We start from the raw sequence: 25,325 nt of genomic DNA, 5'->3' as shown, positions 1-25,325 counted from the left end.
CACCAGGGAAAAACTGCCGGCCAGACGGTGCATACAATAGCTACCGATGGCCGGTTTCTTTGCTCGCTATACTACACCTCTTAATCGATCTTTCAACGCCTGAAAGCCAGTAAATCACGTCTGGATAATCTGTCAGCGAATCGATACGCCTGTCTCTGTTTCCACCCAATTCCGCACCATTTTTAACAAGACAAATCTTGATCCGCCGATCCCAACATGAATTCCTGTAGCCGGTTACCCCGCCAGGCGTTGACGCACCGGTGCGTATAATCATCATTATGTTAAATTGGATAGGCGATGGTTTTTCCTGTCTCTGCCCGTCTGCGCTACTGCGCTGTTTTCCCGGGTCTCTCAGTGATTGACATCAACGGTGATAATAAGAGAATGTCCATCTTTCCGCGCCGCTCAGCCAGAAATGGAGTTCACTATCACTCTCCTGCCCCCTTTGAATGCCGCTACCGGCGTGACCGCGCGCGCCGCGCTCACCGCGCTGGCCTGTTTACTGGTCAGTTGTTCTTCTGCGCCGCCGCCATCGCTGGTGACACCGTCGCCTGCGGTGACGCGACCAGCGCAGCCAGCGAAACCCACCACACCGACAATAACGCCGCAGCAACCGGTGCGCGGTGTTTGGCTGGCGACCGTTTCCCGGCTTGACTGGCCGCCGGTGAATTCCGTCACCGCCAGCAGCGCGGCGCAGCGCATCGCGCAACAGCAGCAGGCGTTGATCGCTAAACTGGATAAGCTAAAAACCCTCGGCATCAACACGGTGTTCTTCCAGGTCAAGCCGGATGGCACGGCGCTGTGGCGCTCGAAGATTCTGCCGTGGTCCGATATGCTCACCGGTAAGATTGGCGACGATCCCGGTTACGATCCGCTGCAGTTTATGCTTGATGAAGCGCATAAACGCGGCATGAAAGTTCACGCCTGGTTTAACCCTTATCGCGTAGCCGTCAATACCAAACCCTCCACCGTTGCCGAACTGAACCGCACCTTATCGTTGCGCCCTGCCAGCGTGTTTGTGCTGCATCCCGACTGGATTCGTACCGCCGGCGATCGTTACGTGCTCGATCCCGGCATTCCCGATGCGCGCGACTGGATCACCAGTATCGTGGCTGAAGTGGTATCGCGTTATCCGGTTGATGGCGTGCAGTTTGATGACTATTTTTACGCGGAAACGCCCGGCTCAGCGCTAAATGATGCGCAAAGCTTTAAAACCTGGGGTCAGGGATTCAGCTCAAAAGCGGACTGGCGGCGCCACAATACCCAGCTGCTGATTGAGCAGGTCTCACGCACGATTAAACAACTCAAGCCAGAAGTGGAATTTGGCGTCAGCCCAGCCGGCGTATGGCGCAATCTTTCGTGGGATCCTGCCGGTTCCGATACGCGTGGTGCGGCGGCCTACGATGAGGCCTATGCGGATACCCGCCGCTGGGTGCAACAGGGTTTGCTGGATTACATCGCCCCGCAGCTCTACTGGCCTTTTGCGCGTCAGGCGGCGCGTTATGACGTGTTAGCACGATGGTGGGCCAACGTTGTCAGGCCAACCCACACCCGGCTCTATATTGGTGTAGCCCTGTATAAAGTGGGTGCGGCATCGAAAAATGAACCTGACTGGACGGTCGGCGGTGGCGTGCCGGAGCTGAAAAAACAGCTCGATCTGAACGACGCCTTACCTGAAATCAACGGCACCATTCTGTTCCGGGAAAACTACCTTAACCAGCCGCAAACTGAGGATGCGGTGCGCTATCTGCGCTCGCGCTGGGGAGAATAATTACGCGTCGGCGCGGTCGCCAAACCATGGTCCCGGCGCGGTGGATTCACGCATGATGATGCGGGCCGCAAAGGTGTCGGGCTTACGCAGCTCGCCGCCATCGAGCATCGCCAGTAGCTGACGAATGGTCTCCTGCACCATGTCGGTTACCGGCACCTTGACGCTGCTCAACGACGGAATGATATAAGGCGCAAGCGGAATGTCATCAAAGCCGATCACCGATACCTCGCCCGGCACCGCAATATTCAGGCGCGAGAGCTGTTTGATGGCACCGATGGCCATTTCATCGTTGCTGGCCACGATAGCCGTGAACGACTCGCCGCTGTCCACCAACTGCGCCACCGCCTGCGCACCGCTTTCGCCGTGCCATTTCCCTTCGGCAATCAGCGCCGGATTGACGCTAATATGCTGTTCTGTCAGCGCCGCTTTATAGCCCGCCAGGCGTTCCATACCGGTCGGTGAATCCAGCGAGCCGGTGATAAACGCAATGTCGCGGTGTCCCAGGTCAATCAGCGTATTCACCGCCGCCATGCTGGATGCTTTTTGGTCAAACCAGATGCAGTAGCTGCCGTGTTGCCGCAGGCGACGGTTTACCACCAGAATCGGCTGCTTATGCTGCGAAATAATGTCGTCCATTTCATCAATCGATAAAAATCGCGGATAGATCATGATGCCGTCGCAGCGCAGATCGAGCAGGAAGTCGATGGCAGCGCGCTCTTCGGCGGCGCTGTGTTTGCCGTCCGCCAGAATCAGCTGCTTGCCCTGCTGTTCCAGAATGCGCGCCGACTGTGACATCAGCTCGCTGAAGTAGCTGCCGCTGTAGAGCGTGTTGGTGACCACCAGCCCAAGGGTTTGCGTCGATTTTACCGACAGGTTGCGCGCCAACAAATTGGGCCGGTAGTCAGTTTCGGCGATCGCCTGCGTGACCCGTGCCCTTTTCTCCTCGCTGACATAGCCGTTGCCTGACAACACGCGCGACACCGTGGCTTTCGACACGCCCGCTTTCTTTGCTACTTCCAGTATGGTTGCCATCGCGTTTCCCATTTTCCTACCGCAAGGCCAGCAGTTTACCTAACGCGCTCATTGATTGGGATATTTTAATCATCGCGTCGCCGCGCTGCGTTTGGCTCACAAAGTGATCGCATTCACACAAATTGAAAAAGCATTTCAAAACTATTGCTGGGTTAGTCGTAACTGTTCATGATTTTGTGAAACCGGTTTCTCATGTTCGATATTCGTACAGCGTTGCATTAACGCGTGACGCGGTGCTGGAGCCGCCTGCCGTATCGGCATGCGCATCTGCCAACATTCATTCAGAGAAGACAACCATGTCTACCAACTATTCAGAAGTCGCGCCCGCCATCGTCCGCTCGCTGGGCGGCCTGGGCAATATTGAGGCGCTGACCCATTGCATGACGCGCCTGCGCTTTGTGCTCAAGGACAGCAGCCTAATCGACAGCGCCGCGCTGAAAGCCATTCCCGGCGTGATGGGTGTGGTGCACAACGATGCGCAGTGTCAGGTGATCATCGGTAACAACGTTGGCAAGGCGTATCAGGCGGTGCTGAGTCTTGGCAATATTGATGGCACCCCTGCGCAGCCGGTGAAGCGCAAAATCACCCCGCGAAGCATTGGCGCGGGTATTCTCGATGCGCTGGTAGGCACCATGTCGCCGCTGATTCCGGCGATCATCGGCGGTTCGATGGTCAAACTGCTGGCGATGGTGCTGGAGATGAGCGGCGTGCTGGAGAAAGGCTCTTCAACGCTGATCATTCTCAACGTGATGGGCGACGGCGCCTTTTTCTTCCTGCCGGTGATGGTGGCGGCGTCAGCGGCGCTGAAATTCAAAACCAATATGTCGCTGGCGATCGCCATTGCCGGCGTGTTGCTGCATCCAAACTTCATTGATTTGATGGCGAAAGCGGCGCAGGGGCAACACGTGGAGTTCGGCTTTATCACGGTGACCGCGGTGAAATACACCTACACCGTGATTCCGGCGCTGGTGATGACCTGGATTCTGTCGCACATCGAGCATGGCGTGGATCGCATTACGCCTGCGGTCACCAAAAACTTCCTGAAACCGATGCTGATTGTGCTGATCGCCGCACCGATTGCCATTGTGCTGATTGGCCCGCTGGGCATCTGGATCGGCAGCGGCATCTCCGCGCTGGTTTACACCATTCACGGCTATCTCGGCTGGCTGTCGGTGGCGATCATGGGCGCGCTCTGGCCACTGCTGGTGATGACCGGTATGCACCGCGTCTTTACGCCAACCATTATCCAGACCATTGCGGAAACCGGTAAAGAAGGCATGGTGATGCCGTCGGAAATTGGTGCCAACCTGTCGCTGGGCGGATCGTCGCTGGCGGTAGCGTTTAAAACTAAAAACCGTGAGCTGCGTCAGACGGCGCTGGCCGCGGCGGCGTCTGCCATCGTTGCCGGTATTTCTGAACCGGCGCTGTATGGCGTGGCGGTTCGTCTGAAACGCCCGTTGATCGCCTGTTTGATCAGCGGGTTTATCTGCGGCGCGGTCGCCGGAATCGGCGGGCTGGCCAGCCATTCAATGGCGTCGCCGGGGCTGTTCACCAGCGTGCAGTTCTTCGATCCGGCAAATCCCTCCAGCATTCTGTGGGTTGGTGCGGTGATGGTACTGTCGGTGGTGCTGTCGTTCATTCTGACGCTGATCCTCGGCTTTGAGGATATCCCGGAAACCGCGCCCACCAGCGTCAGTGCCTCTGCCGGCACGCCAGAAACCGTTAAGCCCGTCAGCGCCAGCTGATCGGCGTCACGTTACGTTTATTGAGGTTATTTATGTCTGAACTGACATTTCCGCAAGGATTTTTATGGGGTGGCGCTTTAGCAGCAAACCAGTCTGAAGGCGGCTATCGCGAGGGCGGCAAAGGACTGACCACGGTGGATATGATCCCGCACGGCCCTGCCCGCATGCCGGTCAAGCTGGGCCTGGAAAAACGTTTTGCCCTGCGCGAGGATGAATATTATCCCAGCCATCAGGCGATCGATTTTTATCATCGCTATAAGGAAGATATCGCCCTGATGGCGGAGATGGGCTTTACCGTGTTTCGTACCTCTATTGCCTGGAGCCGCCTCTATCCCAATGGCGACGAGCTGACGCCCAATGAGCAAGGCATCGCGTTTTATCGCAGCGTGTTCGAGGAGTGCCGCAAATATGGCATCGAGCCGCTGGTGACGCTTTGTCACTTCGATGTGCCGATGCACCTGGTGATTGAGTACGGTTCATGGCGCAACCGTAAAATGGTCGACTTTTTTGCCCGCTACGCACGCACCTGTTTTGAAGCGTTCGACGGTCTGGTGAAATATTGGCTGACCTTTAATGAGATCAATATTCTGCTGCACAGCCCCTTTTCTGGCGCCGGTCTGGTGTTTGAAGCGGATGAAAACCACGAGCAGGTGAAATATCAGGCCGCGCACCACGAACTGGTGGCCAGCGCACTGGTAACGCGCATCGCCCATGAGGTCAACGCGGAAAACCAGGTCGGCTGCATGCTGGCGGGCGGGAACTTCTATCCGTGGTCGAGCAAGCCGGAAGATGTCTGGGCGGCGCTGGAAAAGGATCGTGAAAACCTGTTCTTTATTGATGTGCAGGCGCGCGGTGCTTATCCATCCTATGCAGCGCGCGTATTTCGTGAAAAAGGCGTCACCATTGAGATGGCGCCGGAAGATGCAGAGATTCTGCGCAACACCGTCGACTTTGTCTCCTTCAGCTATTACGCGTCACGCTGCGCGTCGGCGGAGATGAACGAGCAGAACAGCAGCGCGGCTAACGTGGTGAAATCGCTGACCAATCCGCACGTCCCGCGCAGCGACTGGGGCTGGGGCATCGATCCGCTGGGTCTGCGCATCACCATGAACATGATGTATGACCGCTATCAGAAGCCGCTATTTCTGGTGGAAAACGGTTTGGGTGCCCGCGATGAACTCACTGCCGATCAGCAGATCAACGATGATTATCGCATCAGCTATTTGCGTGAACACATTCGCGCCATGGCGCAGGCGATTGAGGATGGCGTGCCGGTGATCGGTTACACCAGCTGGGGCTGCATCGATCTGGTGGCAGCATCCACCGGTGAAATGAGCAAGCGCTACGGCTTTGTCTACGTCGACCGCGACGACCTCGGCGGCGGCACGCTGGCGCGCCTGCGTAAAAAATCGTTCTGGTGGTATAAGAAAGTGATCGCCAGCAACGGTCGCGACCTCGACTAAACGCGGTTCACAGGATGATGCCCGCGCGGATTGTCACATCGGCGGGCATGATTTTTTCCGGCGCGCAGGCTGCACGCCGGGAGAGCGGTTAAACGGATTTATTCGCTGGCAATTGGCGTTTCTGTCTCGGTGAGTTTGGTGTCACCCTGGATCGTGCTGATGCGTTTTTCAACCGCCGCAACCTGATCGGCGTTGTGCAACAAGGTGTAGGTCAAATCAAACGCGGTGCTGGCACCCGGCTCCAGCTGCTTCACGCGTTTCTGCTCACGCTCAACGGTCACCGGATAGGCGTAACTGGTGCCCGGCTCCATGCCGGTAACGTACCCCTGTTTAAGCGTGTCGGTGTTCTTCCACAGCGTCAGCACCGGCAGCTGTTGGGTATCGAACTGAATCGACACGCCTTTATCCGCCTGTTTATTCACCACCGCGGCAACCGTCTTATGCTGGTCATCCGAGAGCGGCTTGATATTAAACACCATCTCATCAAAGCCTTTGGTTGGGCCGAGATAGGTCTGCCAGTTCTTCAGGCCGGTTTTAGCGTAATCGTTGAACGGACTGATATCGGACATCGGCGCGATAAAGCGTGCGCCCTCTTCCAGAATTGGCGTACCGACATTGCTGTGATAAATAATCTGATAATCATGCGGATAGTCGGCATGATTGGTCAGCACATCATGCAGGCTGAAGCTGTTGCTGCCGGGTACATAACGCAGTTCGGTGAGCGTCTGCAGATCGGCCTTTTTAAAGGTGCTCTCTTTGATCAGCCCGCGAATGCGAATTTCATGCGGCGCGGCGTCAGCCACTTCAACTTCCACCTGTGAAACTGGCGTGTTGCCCGCTTTGCCGTGCAGCGTGTAGAGGCGGCCATCGGCGGTAACCGGATGGCCGGTCCATTCGTAGCCGCAGCGCACCATCATCTCGTTGAAACCTTCCAGCCAGCCCAGCCCGTTACGGCTTTCCAGATTAATATTGGCCGGGTTAACCACCTCTTTCACCGGCGAATCCCAGCCGATACGTGAGCCAAAACCCTCAATGTGCAGCAAATTCATACCGCGCGTCGGGCTGAGGGTGATGGTCAGCCCATCTTTACTGGTAAGGGTGATGATTTTACTGCCTTCCTGCTTACCGCCGTGCAGGACTTTTTGCTCAATGCTGAACGGCTTGCCCTGGAATTTCAGCTGTTGGCTGGAAATCTTCCAGTTTCCTTGCTCCACGCCCTGTTCAGCGCTGGTCAGCACCCAGGTTTTTGCCGCTGCCGAACCGGAAATCATCACTGCAAGTACCGTTAACGCCAGTTTGGTTTTCATTTTTTATCCCTTTTGCTGAATCGTTTTTACATCACTAAAGGCAAATCTACTGATTGCGGCGGTTCAGGAATGTGATGCTTCTCACCTGACGGGAATTAGGGCGGGATCAGATGCAAAAATGCGCGGTGAATCACAGATAAACCGCAATAGATTTACGATTTCATCACCGGAAGTGATGTTTTTCATCAAGCAGCCTTACGCGATTCAGCTTTAGTTCCGGCTCTTTTTACTGGCGGCTTAACAGGTGTGCGGTCGATGTGATTTGCGAAGCGAATGATGTGCGCAAGGCTGAAACTTCGCTGTTTCAACAGCAAGAAATGTCTCAATTAACGTTCTGCTGTTTAAGTTTTCAGGAAGCGGCGAAAAGCAAAGAGAGGAAATTTCCCTGACTGGCTATTTCTATTTAATCTACTGTATTTTGAGGTTTATTCTTTTTTTAGGCTATGAAAATAAATTCAAAATTCAAGACAGAATCCTGTTACCACCTCTCTCTAAAAACCCTAGGATTGGTCCTGTTTTTACGCACCCCATTTTTGCTAACAGACCCTTCTCAGGTAATGACACCATGGAAAAACATCCGCTGTTCCTCACAGGCAGACCAACGCAGCCTGCACTGACCACAACAAAAACTGCTTTTAGGTTAAATGCCCTGACTGCCTGCATGCTCTCGCTGTTCGTTGCGGTTTCGCCTACGGAATCACGCGCGGAAGCGCTGGAATTCCTGACCGAACGCACTGAAGAGCTGGAGCAAACCACGCGCGAAGTGCAAAGCATTGTCGTGGGGGATGGCGTGACCGGCACTGTCAGCGGCACCGGCGGCACGCTGATCTATAACGGCGGTGATTTCCTGCTTGGATCCGGTGAGGCCAATACCTCAAGGCTGGATATGAGTGGGTTATCACATTTTGTGTTCGACAGCGCGGACGCCGAGCTGATTGTGTCAGGCCGCCGCGAGGGGCTATCGGGCAACGGCAGTGATGGCGTGCTGAATCTGGCCGGTGAAAGCAATGTGATTACCGCGAAAAAATTGGGCCTGGCGACGATAAGCCGCAATGTGCAGAGTGGCGCCACTAACTATGGCCTGCTTGAAATGGGCCGCGCTAATACCTTCAATATCGATGCCATTGAGATTGGCACCAATCAGGGCAACGGTACGCTGAGGTTTGACCCTGATATCACTGATGGACATTTACGCCTGCGCGGCAGCAATGGCGTTGATGCGGTAGAACGTATTGATCTGGCACCGGGCGTAAACAGTAACTACAGCGACAGCACCGGCACCTTCAATACTACGGCGGGTACGCTGGATGCAAAAGTCGACATCCTGCATGTTGCGCTGGGCCAGTATGGTGCGCGTAACGCCAACGGCTATTTTTGGATGGGAGCCGGTCAGCTTGATGTCAACAGGGTCGTGCTGGGTGAAGATACCCGCACTTCCGGTAATGGCAGCACCAACGCGGAGTTTAAGGTCAGCCGCGGTGGTGTGGTCAATGCTGGCGACATCATCATGGGTATCGTCAGCGGTATTGGCCGGGTGACCTCCACGCTGATGGTGACCGAAGACGCTATGGTACGCGCGGCGACTATCCTTGCCGGAGAGGGCAATGGCACACGGCAGATTACCCTCAACGCAGGCACGCTGGCCAACCGTGCGGCGGATGAAAATATGCGCTCTGACGTCAATATTTTGCTGACGGGCAATGGCAGCTTTTTTAGCGAAGGCAAAGAGGCCACCATGACCATTGAGGGCGTGGTCAGCGGTATCGGATCGCTGATTAAAACCGGCCTCGGTACGCTGGAACTCACCGCCAACAACAGCTACAGCGGCGGCACGCGTATCGACGAAGGCGAGATCGCTTTTTCAGACGCCGGCAATCTGGGCAGCAGCGATATCACCTTAAACGGCGGCGGCCTGAAGTGGAACAGCGGCAACAGCAGCGATCTTTCCACCCGTTTGGTGGTGGATGCGCGCGGTGGCGTGCTCAACAGCAATGGCAATGACATTACTTTCGCTTCCGCTCTGCGCGGTGACGGCGGCCCGGTGCATAAAACCGGCGATGGCACGCTCACGCTGCTGAGCGATAACAGCTGGAGCGGCACCACCTTTATCGAGCAAGGCGCACTGCAGTTCGGCGATGGCGGCACTACCGGCAGCGTAGCGGGTGACATCGTCAACAACAGTACGCTGATTTTTAATCGCGCCGATGACGTGGTGTTGAGCGGAACCCTCTCCGGCGACGGCAATATTGTGCAAAGAGGCAGCGGCACCACTATTCTGACCGGCGATGTCACCAATGCCCGTGGCATCGCGCTGGAAAACGGTAAGCTACAGATTGGCAACGGCGGTAGCACGGGTAACCTGCATGCCGATGTGCAGCTTTCTGCCGGCAGCGCACTGTTGGTCAACCGTGCCGATACTACGCTGTTGCCTGGTGTGATTTCTGGCGAAGGTGCCTTTGCGCAAAACGGCAGCGGCACCACGGTACTTACTGCGGATAACAGCTGGACTGGCGGTACCGACATCACAAATGGCACGCTGCAACTCGGCAACGATGGCACCCACGGCAGCATCACCGGCGCGATCAACAACAACGGCATTTTGCAATTCAGTCGCAGCGATGTGTACACCGTTAACAACCCGATCAGCGGCAGCGGCGACCTGGTGCAGATTGGCTCCGGCACGCTGGTGGTAGCCGGAGACCAGACTTACAGCGGGCAAACGCGCATTGAGCGCGGCACGCTGCAGCTGGACGGTTCGCTGCGGTCGGCGACCTCGGTGGCCGCAGGCGGCACGCTCTCCGGCAACGGTCAGATTTTTGCTGACCTCAACAATGCCGGAACCGTACGCCCTGGCAGCATCGGCGCAACGGGCTATCATGCGCTGACCGTCAGCGGTAATTACGTGGGTGATGATGGATTGCTGGTGTTGAACACCGAACTGGGCGGCGATGGTTCGCCATCTGACCGGCTGATTCTGGACAGCGGGCACGCCAGCGGCACCACGCGCGTGGCGATCAACAACACCGGCAGCGGCCAGGTTTACACCGAGAAAGATGGCATCCGTATTATCGATGCGATCAACGGTGCCACCAGCGAAGAAGATGCGTTTCGCCTCGCCAGTGAGACGCGCAGCGGTGCGCTGAGCTACCGCCTTTTCCGCGGCGATCTCGCTAAACAGGACCTGGAGAGCTGGTATCTGCGCAATCAGTTTATCGTTGAGCCAGAAATCCCGGTGGATCCCGATCCGATTACGCCAGTAACGCCGGAAGATCCTGAAGTGCCTGAAGATCCAACATTGCCACTTCTGCCTGAAGATCCGATTAATCCCGTGACACCACCGGATGCGCCACGCACCGGTACGACGCTGCCGCTCACGCCGCCATCGTCGGTGCTGCCTGCAGGTGAATATCCGGTGATCGGACCGGCCATTGCCACTTACGGCGTGGTGCAGCCGATGGCACGCGAACTGGGCATGCTGACGCTCGGCACGCGCGATCAGCGTAGCGGCGACGGTGCGATGCTGATCAACGGCGACCAGCCACGCCAAACCAGCTTCTGGACGCGCCTGATCGCCACCAATATCGATCACTCCTGGCAGGCGTATGCCGCACCATCGGCCAAAGGTTCAGTGGATGGGCTGCAGCTCGGTGCCGACCTCTGGCAGCAAAGCGCTATTACCGGCCATCACGATCGGTTGGGCTTTTACGTCGGTCAGAGTCGCGCAGCGGTGTCGGTCAGTGGTTTGGTAACCAATGATGCCGGTACGCAATATGTGCGCACTGACACCGGCAAGGTAAAACTGAATGCCACGGCGTTGGGCCTGTACTGGACACACAGCACTGATGATCAAGCCTGGCTGGATGCCACCGCGCAGATCACCCGCTACCGTGGATCGGCGGAAAGCGCCTCGGGTCGTCTTGATGCGGAAGGTTACGGCTTTATCACCTCGCTGGAAGCGGGTTACCCGTTTGCCCTTTCCTCTCTCTCTCTGAGGGTTTCACTTTAGAGCCGCAGGCGCAGCTGATTTGGCAGCAGACTCGCTTTAAGCAGGCGCAGGATCATCAGAGCAGCGTGGCGTTCGGCAACGTTTCTGGCCTGACCGGCCGTGTGGGTTTGCGTGCGAAGTGGCACGTTGAGACCGGTTCTGGCAGTTTTGTCGAGCCGTTCGTCAGTCTGAACTACTGGCAGGACTGGGAAGGCAAAGCGACAACGGTGTATGACGATCTTGACCGCGCACCGCTGGCGTCCTCGGGCGGTAGAGTCAGCGCCGATGCTGGTGTGACGACCGGTCTGACGCAGGCTCTGAAGCTGTACGGTAACCTGGGTTATCAGACCAGCACGTCAACCTCTGGCCTGCAGGATCGCGACAGCTATCAGGCTGCGGTCGGCCTGCGGTATAGCTTCTGATCGATCACCCCCGGCACCTTGCGGTGTGCGGGGGATTTTTCTTCATATCTGGCATTTAGGGCAACCAGGCGATAAATGCCAGCAGCTGATTCAGCAGCTTGTTCAACAGCACGGTACAGAACATTGAGTACACACTTACCAGCACAAAGCCGATAGTTTCAAAATCCAATACCTTCAACAGCCGCCACGGGCTGGACAGCAAGCGCGCCACCGCTACGCCGGGACGACGCAGGCCGGGAACCGCCTTTGACCAGACAGACCACAGCACCAGCAATTCAATCGCAATGATAAACACCGGCAATAAGCCACCAATACTTTCGCCTTTAGGCGGCGCAACACTGCTGGCAAGCATTAGCACACCCACAAAAAGTGCCAGCAGCAGCAGCGAACAGAACAGCGAATCCAACACTAAAAGCAGCTTCATCAACCAGGATCGCCGCAGGCTTGACAGCATCAGGTCATAAAGCCAGAGGGAGTAAATCACCACGCCGCTGATGGCCAGGCCAATGGGCGACAGCAGACCGCCCTGCGGCAATGCCCACTTCAGCACCACGCCCCAGAATACCAGTAAAAACACCCCTTGCCAGTTCAGGGCGCGAGGCCGCTCCCGCAAAAAATCGAGCATGGCGGGATTCAGGCGATCTATCAGATCAGGGAACGTCGACCACAGTTGGTTAACCTGCTGCGACATCTTATCGAGCAAGCCCGGCACCAGCCTGATCCAGAACGGCGCGGCGGCGCGATCGCTGCACAGTAGTTTCAGCGCCAGGCCGCTCTGTCCACCGGCGTGACGCTGCTCGGCCATCAGCTTTTGCCAGGCTTTTTCCGCTTCGGTGGCGCGCACGCGTTCATCCAGTGCCCTCTGTAACGTCTCGGGTATCAGATGACCGCTGTTATAGCTCTCCAGCTGCCAGCCAAGTCGTTCGCTGACCTGTTCCACCAGCCAGTCCTGCAGCCCTGGCTGTTCTGCCAGCGACGCCGCCAGATCCTGATGAAACTGCTGTTGCTGCAGCAGATTGCCTTCCTCGCTCACGCGCTGATGCAACCTCTGCAGCGCAGGAAAATTCTGCGCGCTCTTTTCCACCAGGGCGGTGGCCAGTTCGGCGATCTCTTGCTCGCTGTAGAGCGGCATGACGGAAAACGCGTAACTCTGCGGCACGGTATGCGACGACTCATCGTGCGGTTCGGCGATCTCTTCCGGCCAGTCGATCGCACTATCCTGCAATTCGGCGACAGGCTGCAGCTGAGTATAGGGTTCGGCCTCAGCCGCACCGGCATGATTTTTTGCCCAGTCAAACGCCTCACGCAGCTGTTGATAACCCTGGGGATCGCTGTCCGGTCGATGTACTTTCAACAGGCGCGCATAGGCGCGGCGGATCAGCGATTCATCGGAGGTGGGTTCAATGCCCAGCACCTGCCAGCCATTCATCGTGGCGCCCTCTCTTCGAACTGTGCCAGCGCCTCTTCCACCTTCTGCCGAACGTCAGCGATCCGCCGCTCATCCTGGCTCTCCAGCGCCTGTTCAAATACGCTCATCACGTTATCTATCCACGCGCGCTCTTCGCCCAGCAGAAAGGCGAACAGCCGCGAGCCGTGCAGCAACAGTTCACGGTTCTCCTGACGATCGCGCGGATGACGCTTCAGGTCGTTGAGCTTTTGCAGGCTCTGCGCGATCTGCTCGGCACTCATCTGTCCCGGTACTTTTTCAATCACCATACTGACCGCGCTCGGGCTGTCACTATGCTGACAGGTCACTTCCAGCAGGCCATCCAGCGTATAGGTAAAACGCACGTCAAGGGCAACCTCACCGCGTGGGCGCGGCGGGATGTCGATATTCATCTCGCCGAGATAGACGTTATCGGTAATCCGGCGCCCTTCGCCCTGATAAATTTTCAGCAGCACGTGGGTTTGATTGTCGGCAACGGTATACAGTATTTTATTTTTACTCACCGGCAGCCAGGTGTTGCGCTCAATCAGCGGCAGGAAAAACCCCTCTTCCTGTTTGCCATAGCTTTCCTTGACCGTTTCCACGCCGAGCGAAAACGGCATGACGTCGGTGAGGATGATATCTTCCACCGCGGCGTCCTGCATCACCATGCCCGCCTGCACGCCCGCCCCGAGCGCCACGGCTTCATCGGGATGCAGATCGTGCCGCGGAAAGCGACCAAACAGCCGTGCTACCGCCTGACGTACCAGCGGCATGCGCGTTGCGCCGCCGACCAGCAGCACATGATCGAGATCGTGCAGGGCAAAGCGTGCGTCGTGGAGCGCCTGCATCACCGGCTGCTGCAAGCGGGCGATCAGCGGCTGGCAACAGTGGGCAAGCGCCTCTTCACTCATCGTCCAGCGCCAGGTTTTCTCCTGCCAGTACAGCTCGGCAGTGGCTTCCGGCACGCTGCTCAGCAGGCATTTCAGTCGGCCAGCCTCTTCCAGCAGCAGCGGTTTCACGGCGGGCAGCGCGGCTTTAAACTCCGGCTGTTGATTGAGCATCCACTGACAGATCGCTTCACTGAAATCGTCACCACCAAGCTGGACATCGCCGCTGCTGGCACGCACTTCGATCACGCCTTCAAACATGTCGATGATCGAAACATCAAAGGTGCCGCCGCCTAAATCAAAGGTCAGGTATTTTTGCTCGCGGTTTTCCAGCAGACCAAACGCCAGCGAGGCCGCGGTAGGTTCGTTCAGCAGGCGCAGCACGTTAAGACCGGCCAGCGTACCGGCGGTTTTCACCGCGCGCCGTTGTACGTCGTTGAAGTACGCCGGTACGGTAATCACCGCATCAACAATCGGCTGACCAAGCCAGCGCTCGGCATCTTCTTTTAGCTGACGCAATAAAATGGCGGAGAGTTCTTCGGCGCGAAAGGTTTGCGTTCCCAGCCTGAGCGTGGCTTCGGTGCCCATAAAGCGTTTAAAGCTTGCCTGCGTGAGATGCGGATGGGTACTAAGACGGGCTAGCGCCAGCTGGCCGGTGATCAGGTTACCCTGATCGTCCAGCCCGACCACCGACGGCGTTAACAGCGCACCCTGTTTGTTGGCAATCAGCTGCGATTTGCCATCCTGCCACACTGCCACCGCGCTGTTGGTGGTACCGAGATCGATTCCTGCTACCTGCCTGGCTGCCATGCGTACTCCCTGAATGCGACGGCTGTTCATCGCCGCGCCTGCGTCACTCTGGCGGACGATTGAACAACCTGTGGAAAGTTAATGAGGTGATTAATCTGTTTATCGTCTGTGAGCGGGAGATCTTTAGCGTGGATTGTCGGGCGCGGTTGCCTGATGCGATCAAGGCTGGCAACGGCTTTGTGATAAGGGTTGGGGTTTCAGCAAGCGGTATTGTGGTAACAGCAGAAATTGGATAGTTTTAAAGCAGTCGCCAGATCATCACAGCAGATTTACCCTGCCATGAGGAGAGCGTAATGAAACAAACGCACTGCATTCCTGAAATTTATAATCCTGCTCTGCCGCTTAGCGTGAAATGCGCCATCGTCAGCCAGCTATGCCAGGCGTTAGCGGTACACAGAGGCGTTTCATCCACCCAGCTGAGAAAAGATCTGCTGGAGAAACTGCACGTCGACTGTGAAAATCTGGAAGCTAATCCGGTTGGCATGCTGCTGCTGTATGAGTATCTGCACAGCCAGCGCCCGGCAGCCTGTTCGGCTTCGGTGGTGGAAAGGGTTCACTGAGGGAGGATTTAATGAGGCTTGGTTGCTCAGGCCGTTGTTGTTGGTTGTTGGGTTTTGAGGCGCGATATACTGGTAGGAATGTCACATCTTTTCAGTTATCGCACATCGAATTAGCCACGTTGGCCAATTTAATATGAGGCACATCTTGATACGAGCGTCTTCCCACGGCCTTGAGATTTTATCGGTTTACCCTCACCTCTTTAGCCACTAACAAAAACTCTTGGAGGGCTTTTCAATGTGGCTGATCACACCACATTATCCTCAACAACCATGTGACAGACTCTGTTACAGCAACCGTTTCAATTAAGGCGGGAATGCTGCTTACCTTAAGCTAAATTAAAAGAAGAAAAGCAGGATAAGTTAGAAATGATATTTCGCGAGGTTAGGATGAGTGATGTAATTGATTATTTTTTGCATCAATTGCTGACACACTTTTTGATGCCGGATGAAATAAACAGACGTCACGCTTAACTGTTCGCTATACAAAGCGGCACCTGCCGCCGCCGGAATTCGGCAGCAGGTTAGCGCGCGTCAGGCTACCTCAATCAGCCAGGCGAGCGCATTGTCAGAAACTGACTTAATCATATCTGCGCCGCGCCGCCGTCGACGAACAGCTCACTGCCGTTAACAAAGCTGCTGTCATCAGAAGCCAGAAACAGCGCGGCGGCGGCGACTTCAGACGGTTCTGCCAGTCGGGCCAACGGCGTGCTCTGTTCTACCGCGCGCACCATCTGCTGGTTCATCGCTGCATCTGAGGACAAACCGTGCCAGCCTGGCGTAGCGGTCGCGCCGGGCACCAGCACGTTAACGCGAATTTTGCGCGGAGCCAGATCCAGAATCCAGGCGCGAGCAAAGTTGCGTAATGCCGCTTTACTGGCGCTGTAAACGCTGAATGCAGGCACGCCGGTGGTGGCGCTGGTTGAGCCGGTCAGGATGATGGAACCGCCATCCTTCAACAACGGCAGCGCTTTTTGTACGGTGAACAGCGTGCCCTTGACGTTGGTATCAAATATGCGGTCGTAATGCGCTTCGGTGATATCCGCCAGCGCGGCAAAGTCACCGCCGCCGGCATTGGCAAACAGCACATCAATCTGCCCGGCCTGCTGGCGAACGGTTTCAAACAGCCGATCGAGATCCGCCAGCTTTGATACGTCACCGACGATGCCGGTTGCGCCGTGCCCGACGTCGCTTACCGCCTGCTCAAGTTCACTGGCGCGACGCCCGGTGAGAAACAGCCGTGCGCCCTCCCCCGCAAAGCGTTTAGCCGATGCGAGACCGATGCCGCTATTGGCGCCGGTAATAACCACAACTTTTCCTGTCAGCTTACCCATGATGTTCTCCGCATGAAGAGGTGAGAAACGAGTGTAATTTCTTACTTTCCTGTAAACTAGTACCTACCAAAAGGTAAGTATGGAGAAAAATCATGGAACCTGTTTGTGGCCTCGACGTGGCACTGCGTTATATCGGGGGTAAGTGGAAGCCGATCCTGCTGTTTCATCTGCAATATGGCCCGCGCCGCTTTGGCGAGCTGAAGCGTCTGGCGGAAGGGATCAGTGAAAAGGTGCTGATTCAACAGCTGCGCGATCTCACGCAGGATGGCATTTTGACCCGGCATGATTTTCAGGAGGTGCCGCCGCGAGTGGAATATACGATTACCGATTTTGGCCGCACGCTGGCGCGGGCGTTGCAGCCGCTTTGCGAATGGGGAAATGCTAATCGAGCCAGCATGCCCGCGGCGCTGGATCGGCGTGCGGGCAAGGGCTAGATTGCAACGGTCCAAAGGTGTGGTACATGCTGGCCTGTTCAGTCTGCAGCGATCGCGGTTTCCTGCAAAAAGCGCCACATCGGTTGACCGTCGATGATATCGATTACCGCCAGCGATCGGCGGCTGGAGCTCTCGCCCTCACGGTGATGCGTCTCTTTGTAGCGGCAAACCACGCTGTCGTCGCTGCTGAGCAGGGTTTCGCATTCATTAATGGCGATGCGCAGCGTGGGACGTGCGCCAGCCAGCGTGCGAAACAGCGTCTCAATATCGCACAGCCCAACGTGCTGACCGGCGGTGGTCACCATACGAAACTCCCGGCTGAAGCTGCTCATCAGGTTCTCCAGCGCCGACGGACGATCGGTGCGGCCGGTAAAAATCTCCTCAATCCATTGATGCAGTTCAACAACGCTATGATGGGCAATCAGTTCAGCTTCTGAGCGCATACGGCTCCTTTAATTGTCAGGTTGCAGCAGGCTGACCGCTGTGGGTCAGAATGTCGTAGTGCTAAGCGTAGTGCGCGGGTAAAGCAGAGCAATATTTCAGTGAAAAAAAGCGAGCTGATGCATAAAAAATCCTGGCTGGCGCACATTATCATATTGGAATTAAGGCGTTTTTTATTGCCTGTGCCACACTACCCGCTCTCACTGTCAGCGAAGGATAGAAGATGAAAACGCGTTATCGCCTGCTCTGTGTGGCCACCAGCTTGTGGAGCTGTTCGCTTATGGCGTTGCCTCTGCCGGTCAAACCGCCGGAAACGTTGGCACCTAAAAATTACATCTCGCAGGTTAACAGCGATCGCACCATTACCTGGCGGCTCTGGGCACCGTCGGCGAAGGCGGTGGAGGTGGTAACCGGCTCAACGCCCGACAGCTACGTCTCTCATCCCATGCAGAAAGATGCGCAGGGCATCTGGCATTTTACCAGCACGCCACAGACGCCCGATCTCTATGAATATTTTTTCAACGTCGATGGCTTCCGTACACTGGATACCGGCACTGCGCAGGCTAAACCACAGCGTCAGATCAATACCAGCCTGATTCTGGTGCCTGGCAGCCTGCTGGATGAGCGCAACATGCCGCACGGGGAAATTCATATGCTCACCTGGCACTCCGCGGTGCTGAATCGCGAACGTCAGCTGGCGGTTTGGGTGCCGCCGGGCGCAGAAAAAAGCCGTACGCCGCTGCCGGTGCTCTATTACTATCACGGCTTTGGCGACACCGCGCTGTCGGCAATAAATCAGGGACGCGTGCCGCAAATCATGGATAACCTGCTGGCCGAGAAGAAGATCAACCCGATGCTGGTGGTGATCCCGGATACCGAAACCGATATTGCCGATGCGATTCCGGAGAATTTTGCCCCTGGCGAACGCCGCAAGGTGTTTTATCCGCGCAACGCCGATGCGGCGGATAAAGAGTTAATTCAGGAGATCATGCCGAAGATCGCGGCGCGCTATAACGTGCGCAGCGATGCGGAAGGTCAGGCGCTGGCGGGATTGTCGCAGGGTGGCTATCAGGCGCTGGTTAGCGGCATGCGCCACCTCGATCGCTTCGCCTGGCTGGGCGTATTCAGCGGTGTTACCACAGCAACGGTGCCCGACGCGCAGGTGGCCGCCCGACTGGCTAACCCCGAGGCGATCAATCAGCAGCTGAAGCTGTTTACGCTGGTGGTCGGCGATAAAGATGTCACCACCGGTAACGACGTGAAGGTGTTAAAAGCGCAGCTCGACAAAGGTGGGGTGAAAACCGACTGGCACAGCTATCCGCAGTTGGGGCACGAAATGGGCGTCTGGCGTCCGGCTTACATCGATTTTGTGCAGAAGCTGTTCCGTTAAGCACCATGATAAACGCCTCGCGCTGCGGGGCGTTATTGCATTGAGCTTTCCAGCGGATAGGTGACTTTACCTACGCCGTTGAGCTGCGGTTTGGCAAACAGAAAGCCCTGAAAGTAGCGAATACCCACCGCATCAAGCCAGTGCCACTCTTCCGGCTGCTCCACCCCTTCCGCAATGATCTCAATTTCCAGCGACGAGCAGCATTCGATGATCGCCCGCACTATCGCCTGTCGCGCCTCACTTTTATGCACGTTGCTGATGATGGCACGATCGATTTTAATGCGATCGGGCTGAAAGCGCGCCAGCAGTGACAGCCCGGCATAACCGGCACCAAAGTCGTCAATCGCCAGCACCAGCCCGGCGGATTTTAGCCGACGGATCACAATCTCAAACTCGTCGAAACGGGAGATCATTTCGCTTTCGGTGATCTCAATGATCACCTGCTGCGGCACCAGCCCACAGCGCGCAATCTCATCCAGCAGAAATTCCACCGCATTGGGCACGGTGATCAGCGACATCGGCAGCAAATTCACTGAAATCGACGTGCGTCCCAAATCGATTTTCTTCGCCAGTTCAAAGGCGTAGCGCTTGGATTGCAGATCGGTTGTATAGAGCTGCTCACCGGAGAGCGCGGCAAAGAAGGCTTCCGGCGAACCGCCCTGCGGCGAGCGAATCAACGCTTCCAGCGCCACCACCTGTTTATCCACCGCATCGATAATCGGTTGCATGGCAAACTGGCAGGGCTGATGCGAGGCGTCGTCGGCGAGCTTAAATGTCACCTCTTCGGTAATAAAACGGGTTGCCACGATCTGTTGTTGTGGCACCAGCGTATGACGCCAGCGACCCGCAATAAACGCCTTGATGAATTTCAGCACCCGATCGTCATAACCAAACTGCGTATTGATGGTGCTTTTTTGCAGCAGCGCCAGCAGCAGGTTCTCTTGCGGATAATCGCGCAGATCGACGGTTTCCATGCCGAGCTTGCCGAAGCGGCGGCTCGGGGCATAATCACGCATGATTTCAACAATCTGGTAATGACGAGCATCACCGCTGATGCGATCAAATACCCGGTTTACCGCGTCAACCGGCCCTTCCAGCACCTGGAAAAAATGCGTGCCGTCATAGAGCAGAATACCGGTGACGCTGACGCGTTCGTTTTTATGGCGGGAGTGCGCCACAATCTTGTTCAGGCTGTCGGCATCCATGCCCTGCTCCGGGCAGCTACGGTAAATTATTGTCGAAAGCATCAAGGGTTCCTGTGAATGCACAGCCATTCGTTAAGGATAATTATTACAGAAAACTGAATGTTTAAGCCGTTGAGCGTCAGTTTTTGCCATCGCTTTTACATTAATGCGCTCACTATGCCACGCGCAGGCACCGCGCCGTTATTCCCTTATCGGCCTGACGCGTTTTTTATTTATCTCATTGGCGGTCATTGCCGCGAGAGATCGGCAATAATGTAGGCACCGCACAAAATACACATTTAAATATTTAAATGTATAAATATAATGCGCGCTCATTTTGCTAAGGATTAATGGTTATGTCTGCACCTTCTCTGTTCTCTCCTCTCGCGCTCGGCGAGCTGACGTTACGCAACCGAATCGCCCTGCCACCGCTGACCCGCTGTCGCAGTGAGCAGCCGGGTAACATACCTGGCGATCTGATGGTGGAATATTATCGCCAGCGCGCCAGCGCCGGTTTTATGGTCACCGAAGGCACGCAGATTGAGCCACGCGGTCAGGGCTACGCCTGGACACCGGGCATTCACAGCGCCGAACAGATTGCGGGCTGGAAGAACGTCACCGACGCGGTGCATCAGGCGGGCGGCACGCTGTTTTGTCAGCTGTGGCACGTAGGCCGCGTCTCGCATAGCGCGCTGCAACCCGACAACCAGCCGCCGGTAGCACCTTCTGCCGTAGCGGCAACCGGCGTGCGCGTGTTTATCGAAACCGGACCGGCAGAAGGCATTCTGACCGCGCCAGAGATGCCGCGCGCCCTGAGCACGGAGGAAGTGAAAGCGATTGTTGAGCTTTATCGCACCGCGGCAGAAAATGCCAAAGCGGCAGGCTTCGACGGCGTTGAGCTGCACGCGGCCAACGGTTATCTGATCAATCAGTTCATCTCTGAGCACACCAACCTGCGCACCGATGAATATGGCGGCTCGCTGGAAAACCGTCTGCGTTTCCTGAAAGAGATCGTTGAAGCGGTCAGCGCGGTGTTTGGCAGCCAGCGCGTCGGCGTGCGTTTTGCGCCGCTGTTTACCAGCACCGATGAAGAGCGCGTTTATCTTGGCCTGGTAGAAAGCGATCCGCATCACACCTACATCACCGCCGCTAAACTGCTGGATACGCTGCGTATCGGCTATCTTTCCATTGCTGAAGCGGACTGGGATAACAGCCCGGATATGCCGGAAGATTTCCGCGCCGATCTGCGCCGCACCTTTAGCGCCACCATCATGTATGCCGGTCGCTATACGCCACAGAAAGCGCAGACGATGCTGGAAAAAGGCTGGGGCGATCTGTTTGGTTTTGGACGCAGCTTTATTGCCAACCCCGATCTGCCAGCACGCATTGCAGCAGGACATCCGCTGAACGAGGCGGATAGCGCATCGCTGTATGGCGGCAACCATAAGGGATATACTGACTACCCTTATTATTCATCCTGATACGTCTGTGAGGCGGCATGACACCTGAAAATGCCATAAAGCTGTTGGCAAACCCAACGCGCGTGGCGGTATTGAAGTGGCTGAAAAACCCGGCGGAGTCGTTCGCTGGCTACAGCCAGCTGTACGATTTTGACGTTTACGGCGTGTGTGCCAGCCTGATTCAGGATAAGGCGGGCTTGTCACAGCCCGCCACCTCGCTTTGCCTGAAGGCGCTGCACGATGCCGGGCTGGTTGAGGCGAGCAAAGTGGGCAAGTGGACTTACTATCGCCGCTGCGAAGCGCGTATGCAGGAAACCATGGCTTCCGTGACGCGCTGTTTACAGGAGCTGTGATCCACTGCCCACCCTGTGCTTAGTTAAATACCATGCCGCCATCGATCAGCAGCGACTGGCCGGTCATGTAATCGGAATCGGGGCTGGCCAGATAGGCCACGCAGGCGGCAACGTCTTCCGGTTCGGAGAGCCGTCCCAGCGTGATGCGTTTGGCGAACTCTTGCGTACCGTAGCCTGGCGCTTTGCCCGCGGCGCTGGAAATCTGCCGATCGATCTCTTCCCACATCGGCGTTTTTACAATGCCTGGACAGTAAGCGTTAACAGTGATGCCCGCCGGTGCCAAATCCCGGGCGGCGGTCTGGGTTAAGCCGCGCACCGCGAATTTACTGGAGCTGTAGACCGCCAGTTCTGGATTGCCGACGTGGCCCGCTTGCGAACAGGCGTTAATGATTTTACCGCCCTGACCCTGCGCTTTGAATGCCTTAACCGCAGCCTGAATGCCCCAAATCACCCCTTTCACGTTGATGTTGTAGACATTATCGATAACCTCTTCGGTGATTTCGTCGATAGGTGTTGACGGCGCAATGCCCGCGTTATTCACGATCACGTCAAAGCCGCCCAGTTTCTCGCGCGTCTGTTCTACAGCGGCAAACACCTGTTCACGGCTGGCGACGTTAAGCTGTAACGCCAGCGCTTTGCCACCGGCGCCGTTGATTTCCGCCGCGACCTGCTCTGCGGTGGTGGCGTTGTAATCGGTGACCGCCACGGCAAAACCATCCTTTGCCAGACGCAGGGCAATCGCCCGTCCAATTCCCTGGCCTGCGCCAGTGACAAGTGCAACTTTGGTTTTCATGTTCTCTTCCCTCTTAATGATCACAGAATCTGATTCAGATGCAGCTGACCCATCAGCAGATGGTTGTCGGCATAGTCAACCGGCACCGCCACTACCGCCGGGCCCTGCACATCCATCGCTTTACGCAGAGTCGGTTCCAGTTCGGCAGCGCTGTTGACGGCAAAACCGGCGGCGCCAAAGGCTTCGGCATAGGCTTTGAAATCAACCGGGCCAAACTTCACGCCGGAAACGCGCTGATATTTTTTCTCTTCCTGCATCGCCACCATGTTGTAGGCCTCATCCACCCAGATGATGTGCAGGACGTTGGCTTTGAGCCGCACCGCGGTTTCCAGCTCCATGCTCGACTGCAGGAAGCCGCCGTCGCCGGAGACGGACACCACTTTGCGGCCAGGATCGACCAGCCAGGCACCGATGGCCCATGGCAGCGCGACACCCATGGTTTGCTGGCCGTTGGAGATCATGATTTGACGCGCACGGAAGCTGTAGAGATAACGGGCGATCCAGATATGGAAACTGCCCATATCCACCGTCAGCGTGACGTCGCTGTTAATGATGTCCTGCATTGCCCGCACAATACGCAGCGGATGCAGGGCAAACTGGTTGAGGTTTTTGCCCTGTAGCGCCAGCAGCTCACGCTGATGCTGACGATCGTCGAGCACGGCGGCGGCGGCCTGGCTGAGCTGCAAAGGCTGTTCAATGCGCGCAGCGAGCTTGTCCAGCGTGGCGGCGATATCACCTACCAGCTCGGCATCCGGCAGATAGCGGTTGTCGGTTTCCGCCGGGATCACATCAATGTGAATCAGCGTGGCGTTGCCGCTGTTCCACATCGCCGGTTCATATTCCACCGGGCTGTAGCCAATGGTGACGATCAGATCGGCCTGTTGCAGCAGGCGATCGCCCGCCTGATTGTTAAACAGACCAACGCGACCGGCAAAACGGGAGAAGTGCTCCTGACGTACCGCGCCTGCTGCCTGATAGGTGCTGGTGACCGGAATATGGCTGCGCGCCAGCAGGCGATGCAGCGCCTCGCTGTTTTCCGGCTGGCTGGCCATCAGGCCGAGCAGAAACACCGGGTTTTTCGCTTGCGCAATCTCGCGCGCTACCGCATCGATAGTGGCATCCGGCGCCGCGCCGAGCTGAACCCGCGCCTTGCTGCTCAACAGCTGGCCGCTGGCGGGCTGGTCGACAATATCCTGCGGCAGGCTGATAAAGCTGCTGCCGCCGCGACCCTGCTCGGCATAGCGAAAGGCGTTGGAAACCGCTTCTGCCAGTGCGGACGAATCGGTGACTTCCACCGCATATTTGGTGACCGGACGGAACATCGAGACGGTATCCATGCTCTGATGCACCAGCTTGGCGCTGTCGGCACGCTTCACCGCGCCGCCGATAGCCACCACCGGATCGCCTTCGCTGGTAGCGGTGGCCATGCCGGTAATCAGGTTGGAACAGCCAGGACCGGAGGTAACCAGCGCCACACCGGCGTTACTGGTCAGGCGACCCACCGCCGCGGCCATAAAGGCGGCGTTGGCTTCATGGCGCACCGGAATGGTTTGAATGGTGGAATCGAGCAGCGAATCAAACACCTTATCGATTTTTGCACCGGGAATGCCGAACACATGCTTAACGCCCTGCGCTTCCAGCTGTGCCACCACCAGATCGGCGCCGTGTTGCCAAATTTTGCTTTCAGGATTCTTCATGGTTTTCGCCTCAGGTTAGCTTTCAACCGCGCGGATAGCCGCGTCGAGATTGTCAGGGTTCAGGTTGGCGCGCAGAAAATCGTTATCGCGCGGCAGATCGATCACTAATTTGCTGATCTCGCCAAAGGTCAGCACGCCCGCTTCCAGGACATAATCGAGCAGATGGCCGCCGCCCTTGCGATCGCGGGTAATAAAATGTTCGTGGTAACCGGCAACGTTAATGCCCTGCATATACTGCGGCGTACGGAAGCCGATCAGTTCGCCCTGACAGTCGTTGAAGCGGAACACCGGCTGTTTATCCAGCACTTCAGGCATGGAGCGATAAGGCCGGAACTGGCAGGGCACGGTGCGGGTTTGCACCGAGGAGAAGCGGCCGCTGATGCGCAGCGCGCAGAACTGATTATCGGAGCGCACCTGCTGATCAATCACCTGATGCACCTCGTCGCGGCTGGCGGCGCGGTCAAAGCGATGTTCATACTGCGGATTGAAAAAGGTCATGACCGCAAACGGCGTTTTTTGCTCAGGATCCGCTTCCCTGGCGCTGCCGTCAGAGCGCAGTTGATAAACTTCGCTGTCAAACGCGATCAGTTCACCGTCGAGTTGATTGAAGGTGCCGAGGCCAAAATCCCCTTTTTGCAGCAACTCTGCCACGCGGGTGGTACCGTCATAAACGCCGCTGAGCAAGGCACTCATCAGAGAGGTTTGATAGATAACACTTTCTGGCTTGTTCTGCTGTAAGCCTCTGACGGTGTTTACAAGTTGTTCCTCGCATAAACAATCGGTTACAGAATTGGTCATACGTTACCTCGTCGATTAACTGTTAAGCTGGAT

The 25,325-nt window shown here is 56.7% G+C and carries 20 protein-coding genes; 10 read left to right on the top strand and 10 right to left on the bottom strand.

Going from position 1 to position 25,325, the window contains the following annotated elements; translation table 11 throughout:
- Positions 1-415: 415 nt before the first annotated feature.
- On the top strand, positions 416-1,771 hold the full coding sequence (locus tag EM595_RS17675) for a glycoside hydrolase family 10-like protein (RefSeq protein ID WP_082691695.1): 1,356 nt from the start codon (positions 416-418) through the stop codon (positions 1,769-1,771).
- Here EM595_RS17675 and EM595_RS17670 read toward each other — a convergent pair whose 3' ends face one another.
- Positions 1,772-2,803: a LacI family DNA-binding transcriptional regulator gene (locus EM595_RS17670; protein ID WP_157883931.1), complete on the bottom strand. Its 1,032-nt coding sequence runs from the start codon at positions 2,801-2,803 to the stop codon at positions 1,772-1,774.
- Positions 2,804-3,099: 296 nt separating this feature from the next.
- Here EM595_RS17670 and ascF point away from each other — a divergent pair, with 296 nt between their 5' ends.
- Positions 3,100-4,548, top strand: a complete 1,449-nt coding sequence (ascF, locus tag EM595_RS17665; protein ID WP_067435858.1) for a PTS cellobiose/arbutin/salicin transporter subunit IIBC — start codon at positions 3,100-3,102, stop codon at positions 4,546-4,548.
- Positions 4,549-4,580: 32 nt separating this feature from the next.
- Positions 4,581-6,011: a 6-phospho-beta-glucosidase gene (locus tag EM595_RS17660; protein ID WP_067435856.1), complete on the top strand. Its 1,431-nt coding sequence runs from the start codon at positions 4,581-4,583 to the stop codon at positions 6,009-6,011.
- A 98-nt stretch (positions 6,012-6,109) separates the two neighbouring features.
- On the opposite strand, the gene EM595_RS17655 is transcribed toward EM595_RS17660, so the two are convergent.
- Positions 6,110-7,318 (bottom strand): aldose 1-epimerase family protein, encoded by a 1,209-nt coding sequence (locus tag EM595_RS17655; protein ID WP_067435853.1) that lies wholly within the window; start codon positions 7,316-7,318, stop codon positions 6,110-6,112.
- 661 nt (positions 7,319-7,979) lie between these two features.
- On the opposite strand from EM595_RS17655, the gene EM595_RS17650 reads away from it, so the two are divergent.
- The gene (locus EM595_RS17650) at positions 7,980-11,324 is read left to right on the top strand and encodes an autotransporter-associated beta strand repeat-containing protein (RefSeq protein ID WP_162265770.1); all 3,345 of its coding nucleotides are present in this window, start codon (positions 7,980-7,982) and stop codon (positions 11,322-11,324) included.
- Positions 11,325-11,338: 14 nt separating this feature from the next.
- Positions 11,339-11,725 (top strand): autotransporter outer membrane beta-barrel domain-containing protein, encoded by a 387-nt coding sequence (locus tag EM595_RS17645; RefSeq protein WP_082691694.1) that lies wholly within the window; start codon positions 11,339-11,341, stop codon positions 11,723-11,725.
- Between the two features lie 55 nt (positions 11,726-11,780).
- Here the strand turns inward: EM595_RS17645 and EM595_RS17640 are convergent, their stop codons facing one another.
- Positions 11,781-13,154, bottom strand: coding sequence for a J domain-containing protein (locus EM595_RS17640; protein ID WP_067435845.1), 1,374 nt, complete (start codon positions 13,152-13,154; stop codon positions 11,781-11,783).
- A complete protein-coding gene (locus EM595_RS17635; protein WP_231938746.1) occupies positions 13,151-14,881 on the bottom strand; it encodes an Hsp70 family protein in 1,731 nt (576 codons plus the stop codon). Before EM595_RS17635 ends, EM595_RS17640 begins: the two co-directional genes overlap by 4 nt.
- 263 nt (positions 14,882-15,144) lie before the next feature.
- Between EM595_RS17635 and EM595_RS17630 the strand changes: the two genes are divergently transcribed.
- Positions 15,145-15,411: a hypothetical protein gene (locus tag EM595_RS17630; protein WP_067435842.1), complete on the top strand. Its 267-nt coding sequence runs from the start codon at positions 15,145-15,147 to the stop codon at positions 15,409-15,411.
- Between the two features lie 581 nt (positions 15,412-15,992).
- Here EM595_RS17630 and EM595_RS17625 read toward each other — a convergent pair.
- Positions 15,993-16,742, bottom strand: a complete 750-nt coding sequence (locus EM595_RS17625) for an SDR family NAD(P)-dependent oxidoreductase (RefSeq protein WP_067435839.1) — start codon at positions 16,740-16,742, stop codon at positions 15,993-15,995.
- 92 nt (positions 16,743-16,834) lie between these two features.
- On the opposite strand from EM595_RS17625, the gene EM595_RS17620 reads away from it, so the two are divergent.
- Positions 16,835-17,176, top strand: coding sequence for a winged helix-turn-helix transcriptional regulator (locus EM595_RS17620; protein WP_067435836.1), 342 nt, complete (start codon positions 16,835-16,837; stop codon positions 17,174-17,176).
- Between the two features lie 38 nt (positions 17,177-17,214).
- Here EM595_RS17620 and EM595_RS17615 read toward each other — a convergent pair whose 3' ends face one another.
- Positions 17,215-17,619 (bottom strand): hypothetical protein, encoded by a 405-nt coding sequence (locus EM595_RS17615; protein WP_067435833.1) that lies wholly within the window; start codon positions 17,617-17,619, stop codon positions 17,215-17,217.
- 221 nt (positions 17,620-17,840) lie between these two features.
- Here EM595_RS17615 and EM595_RS17610 point away from each other — a divergent pair, with 221 nt between their 5' ends.
- Entirely contained in the window at positions 17,841-19,007 is a 1,167-nt protein-coding gene (locus tag EM595_RS17610) for an alpha/beta hydrolase-fold protein (RefSeq protein ID WP_067435830.1), read from the top strand.
- Positions 19,008-19,039: 32 nt separating this feature from the next.
- Here EM595_RS17610 and EM595_RS17605 read toward each other — a convergent pair whose 3' ends face one another.
- A complete protein-coding gene (locus EM595_RS17605; RefSeq protein ID WP_067435826.1) occupies positions 19,040-20,254 on the bottom strand; it encodes a diguanylate phosphodiesterase in 1,215 nt (404 codons plus the stop codon).
- Between the two features lie 293 nt (positions 20,255-20,547).
- Here EM595_RS17605 and EM595_RS17600 point away from each other — a divergent pair, with 293 nt between their 5' ends.
- Both EM595_RS17600 and EM595_RS17595 read left to right on the top strand, forming a co-directional pair.
- The gene (locus EM595_RS17600; protein WP_067435823.1) at positions 20,548-21,672 is read left to right on the top strand and encodes an alkene reductase; all 1,125 of its coding nucleotides are present in this window, start codon (positions 20,548-20,550) and stop codon (positions 21,670-21,672) included.
- 17 nt (positions 21,673-21,689) lie between these two features.
- Entirely contained in the window at positions 21,690-22,004 is a 315-nt protein-coding gene (locus EM595_RS17595) for an ArsR/SmtB family transcription factor (protein WP_067435820.1), read from the top strand.
- Positions 22,005-22,023: 19 nt separating this feature from the next.
- Here EM595_RS17595 and EM595_RS17590 read toward each other — a convergent pair whose 3' ends face one another.
- Genes EM595_RS17590 through budA form a run of 3 tightly spaced genes read right to left on the bottom strand, consistent with a single transcriptional unit; the run spans position 22,024 to position 25,292 of the window.
- Positions 22,024-22,797: a (S)-acetoin forming diacetyl reductase gene (locus EM595_RS17590; RefSeq protein WP_067435817.1), complete on the bottom strand. Its 774-nt coding sequence runs from the start codon at positions 22,795-22,797 to the stop codon at positions 22,024-22,026.
- A gap of 20 nt (positions 22,798-22,817) precedes the next feature.
- Entirely contained in the window at positions 22,818-24,494 is a 1,677-nt protein-coding gene (gene alsS / locus EM595_RS17585) for an acetolactate synthase AlsS (RefSeq protein ID WP_067435815.1), read from the bottom strand.
- A gap of 15 nt (positions 24,495-24,509) precedes the next feature.
- The gene (gene budA / locus EM595_RS17580) at positions 24,510-25,292 is read right to left on the bottom strand and encodes an acetolactate decarboxylase (protein WP_067435811.1); all 783 of its coding nucleotides are present in this window, start codon (positions 25,290-25,292) and stop codon (positions 24,510-24,512) included.
- Positions 25,293-25,325: the final 33 nt, after the last annotated feature.

The sequence above is a fragment of the Duffyella gerundensis genome, assembly GCF_001517405.1.
Lineage (GTDB): Bacteria > Pseudomonadota > Gammaproteobacteria > Enterobacterales > Enterobacteriaceae > Duffyella > Duffyella gerundensis.
The sequence above is the reverse complement of the archived record's forward strand: the minus strand, read 5'-3'. Positions and strand labels throughout refer to the sequence as shown.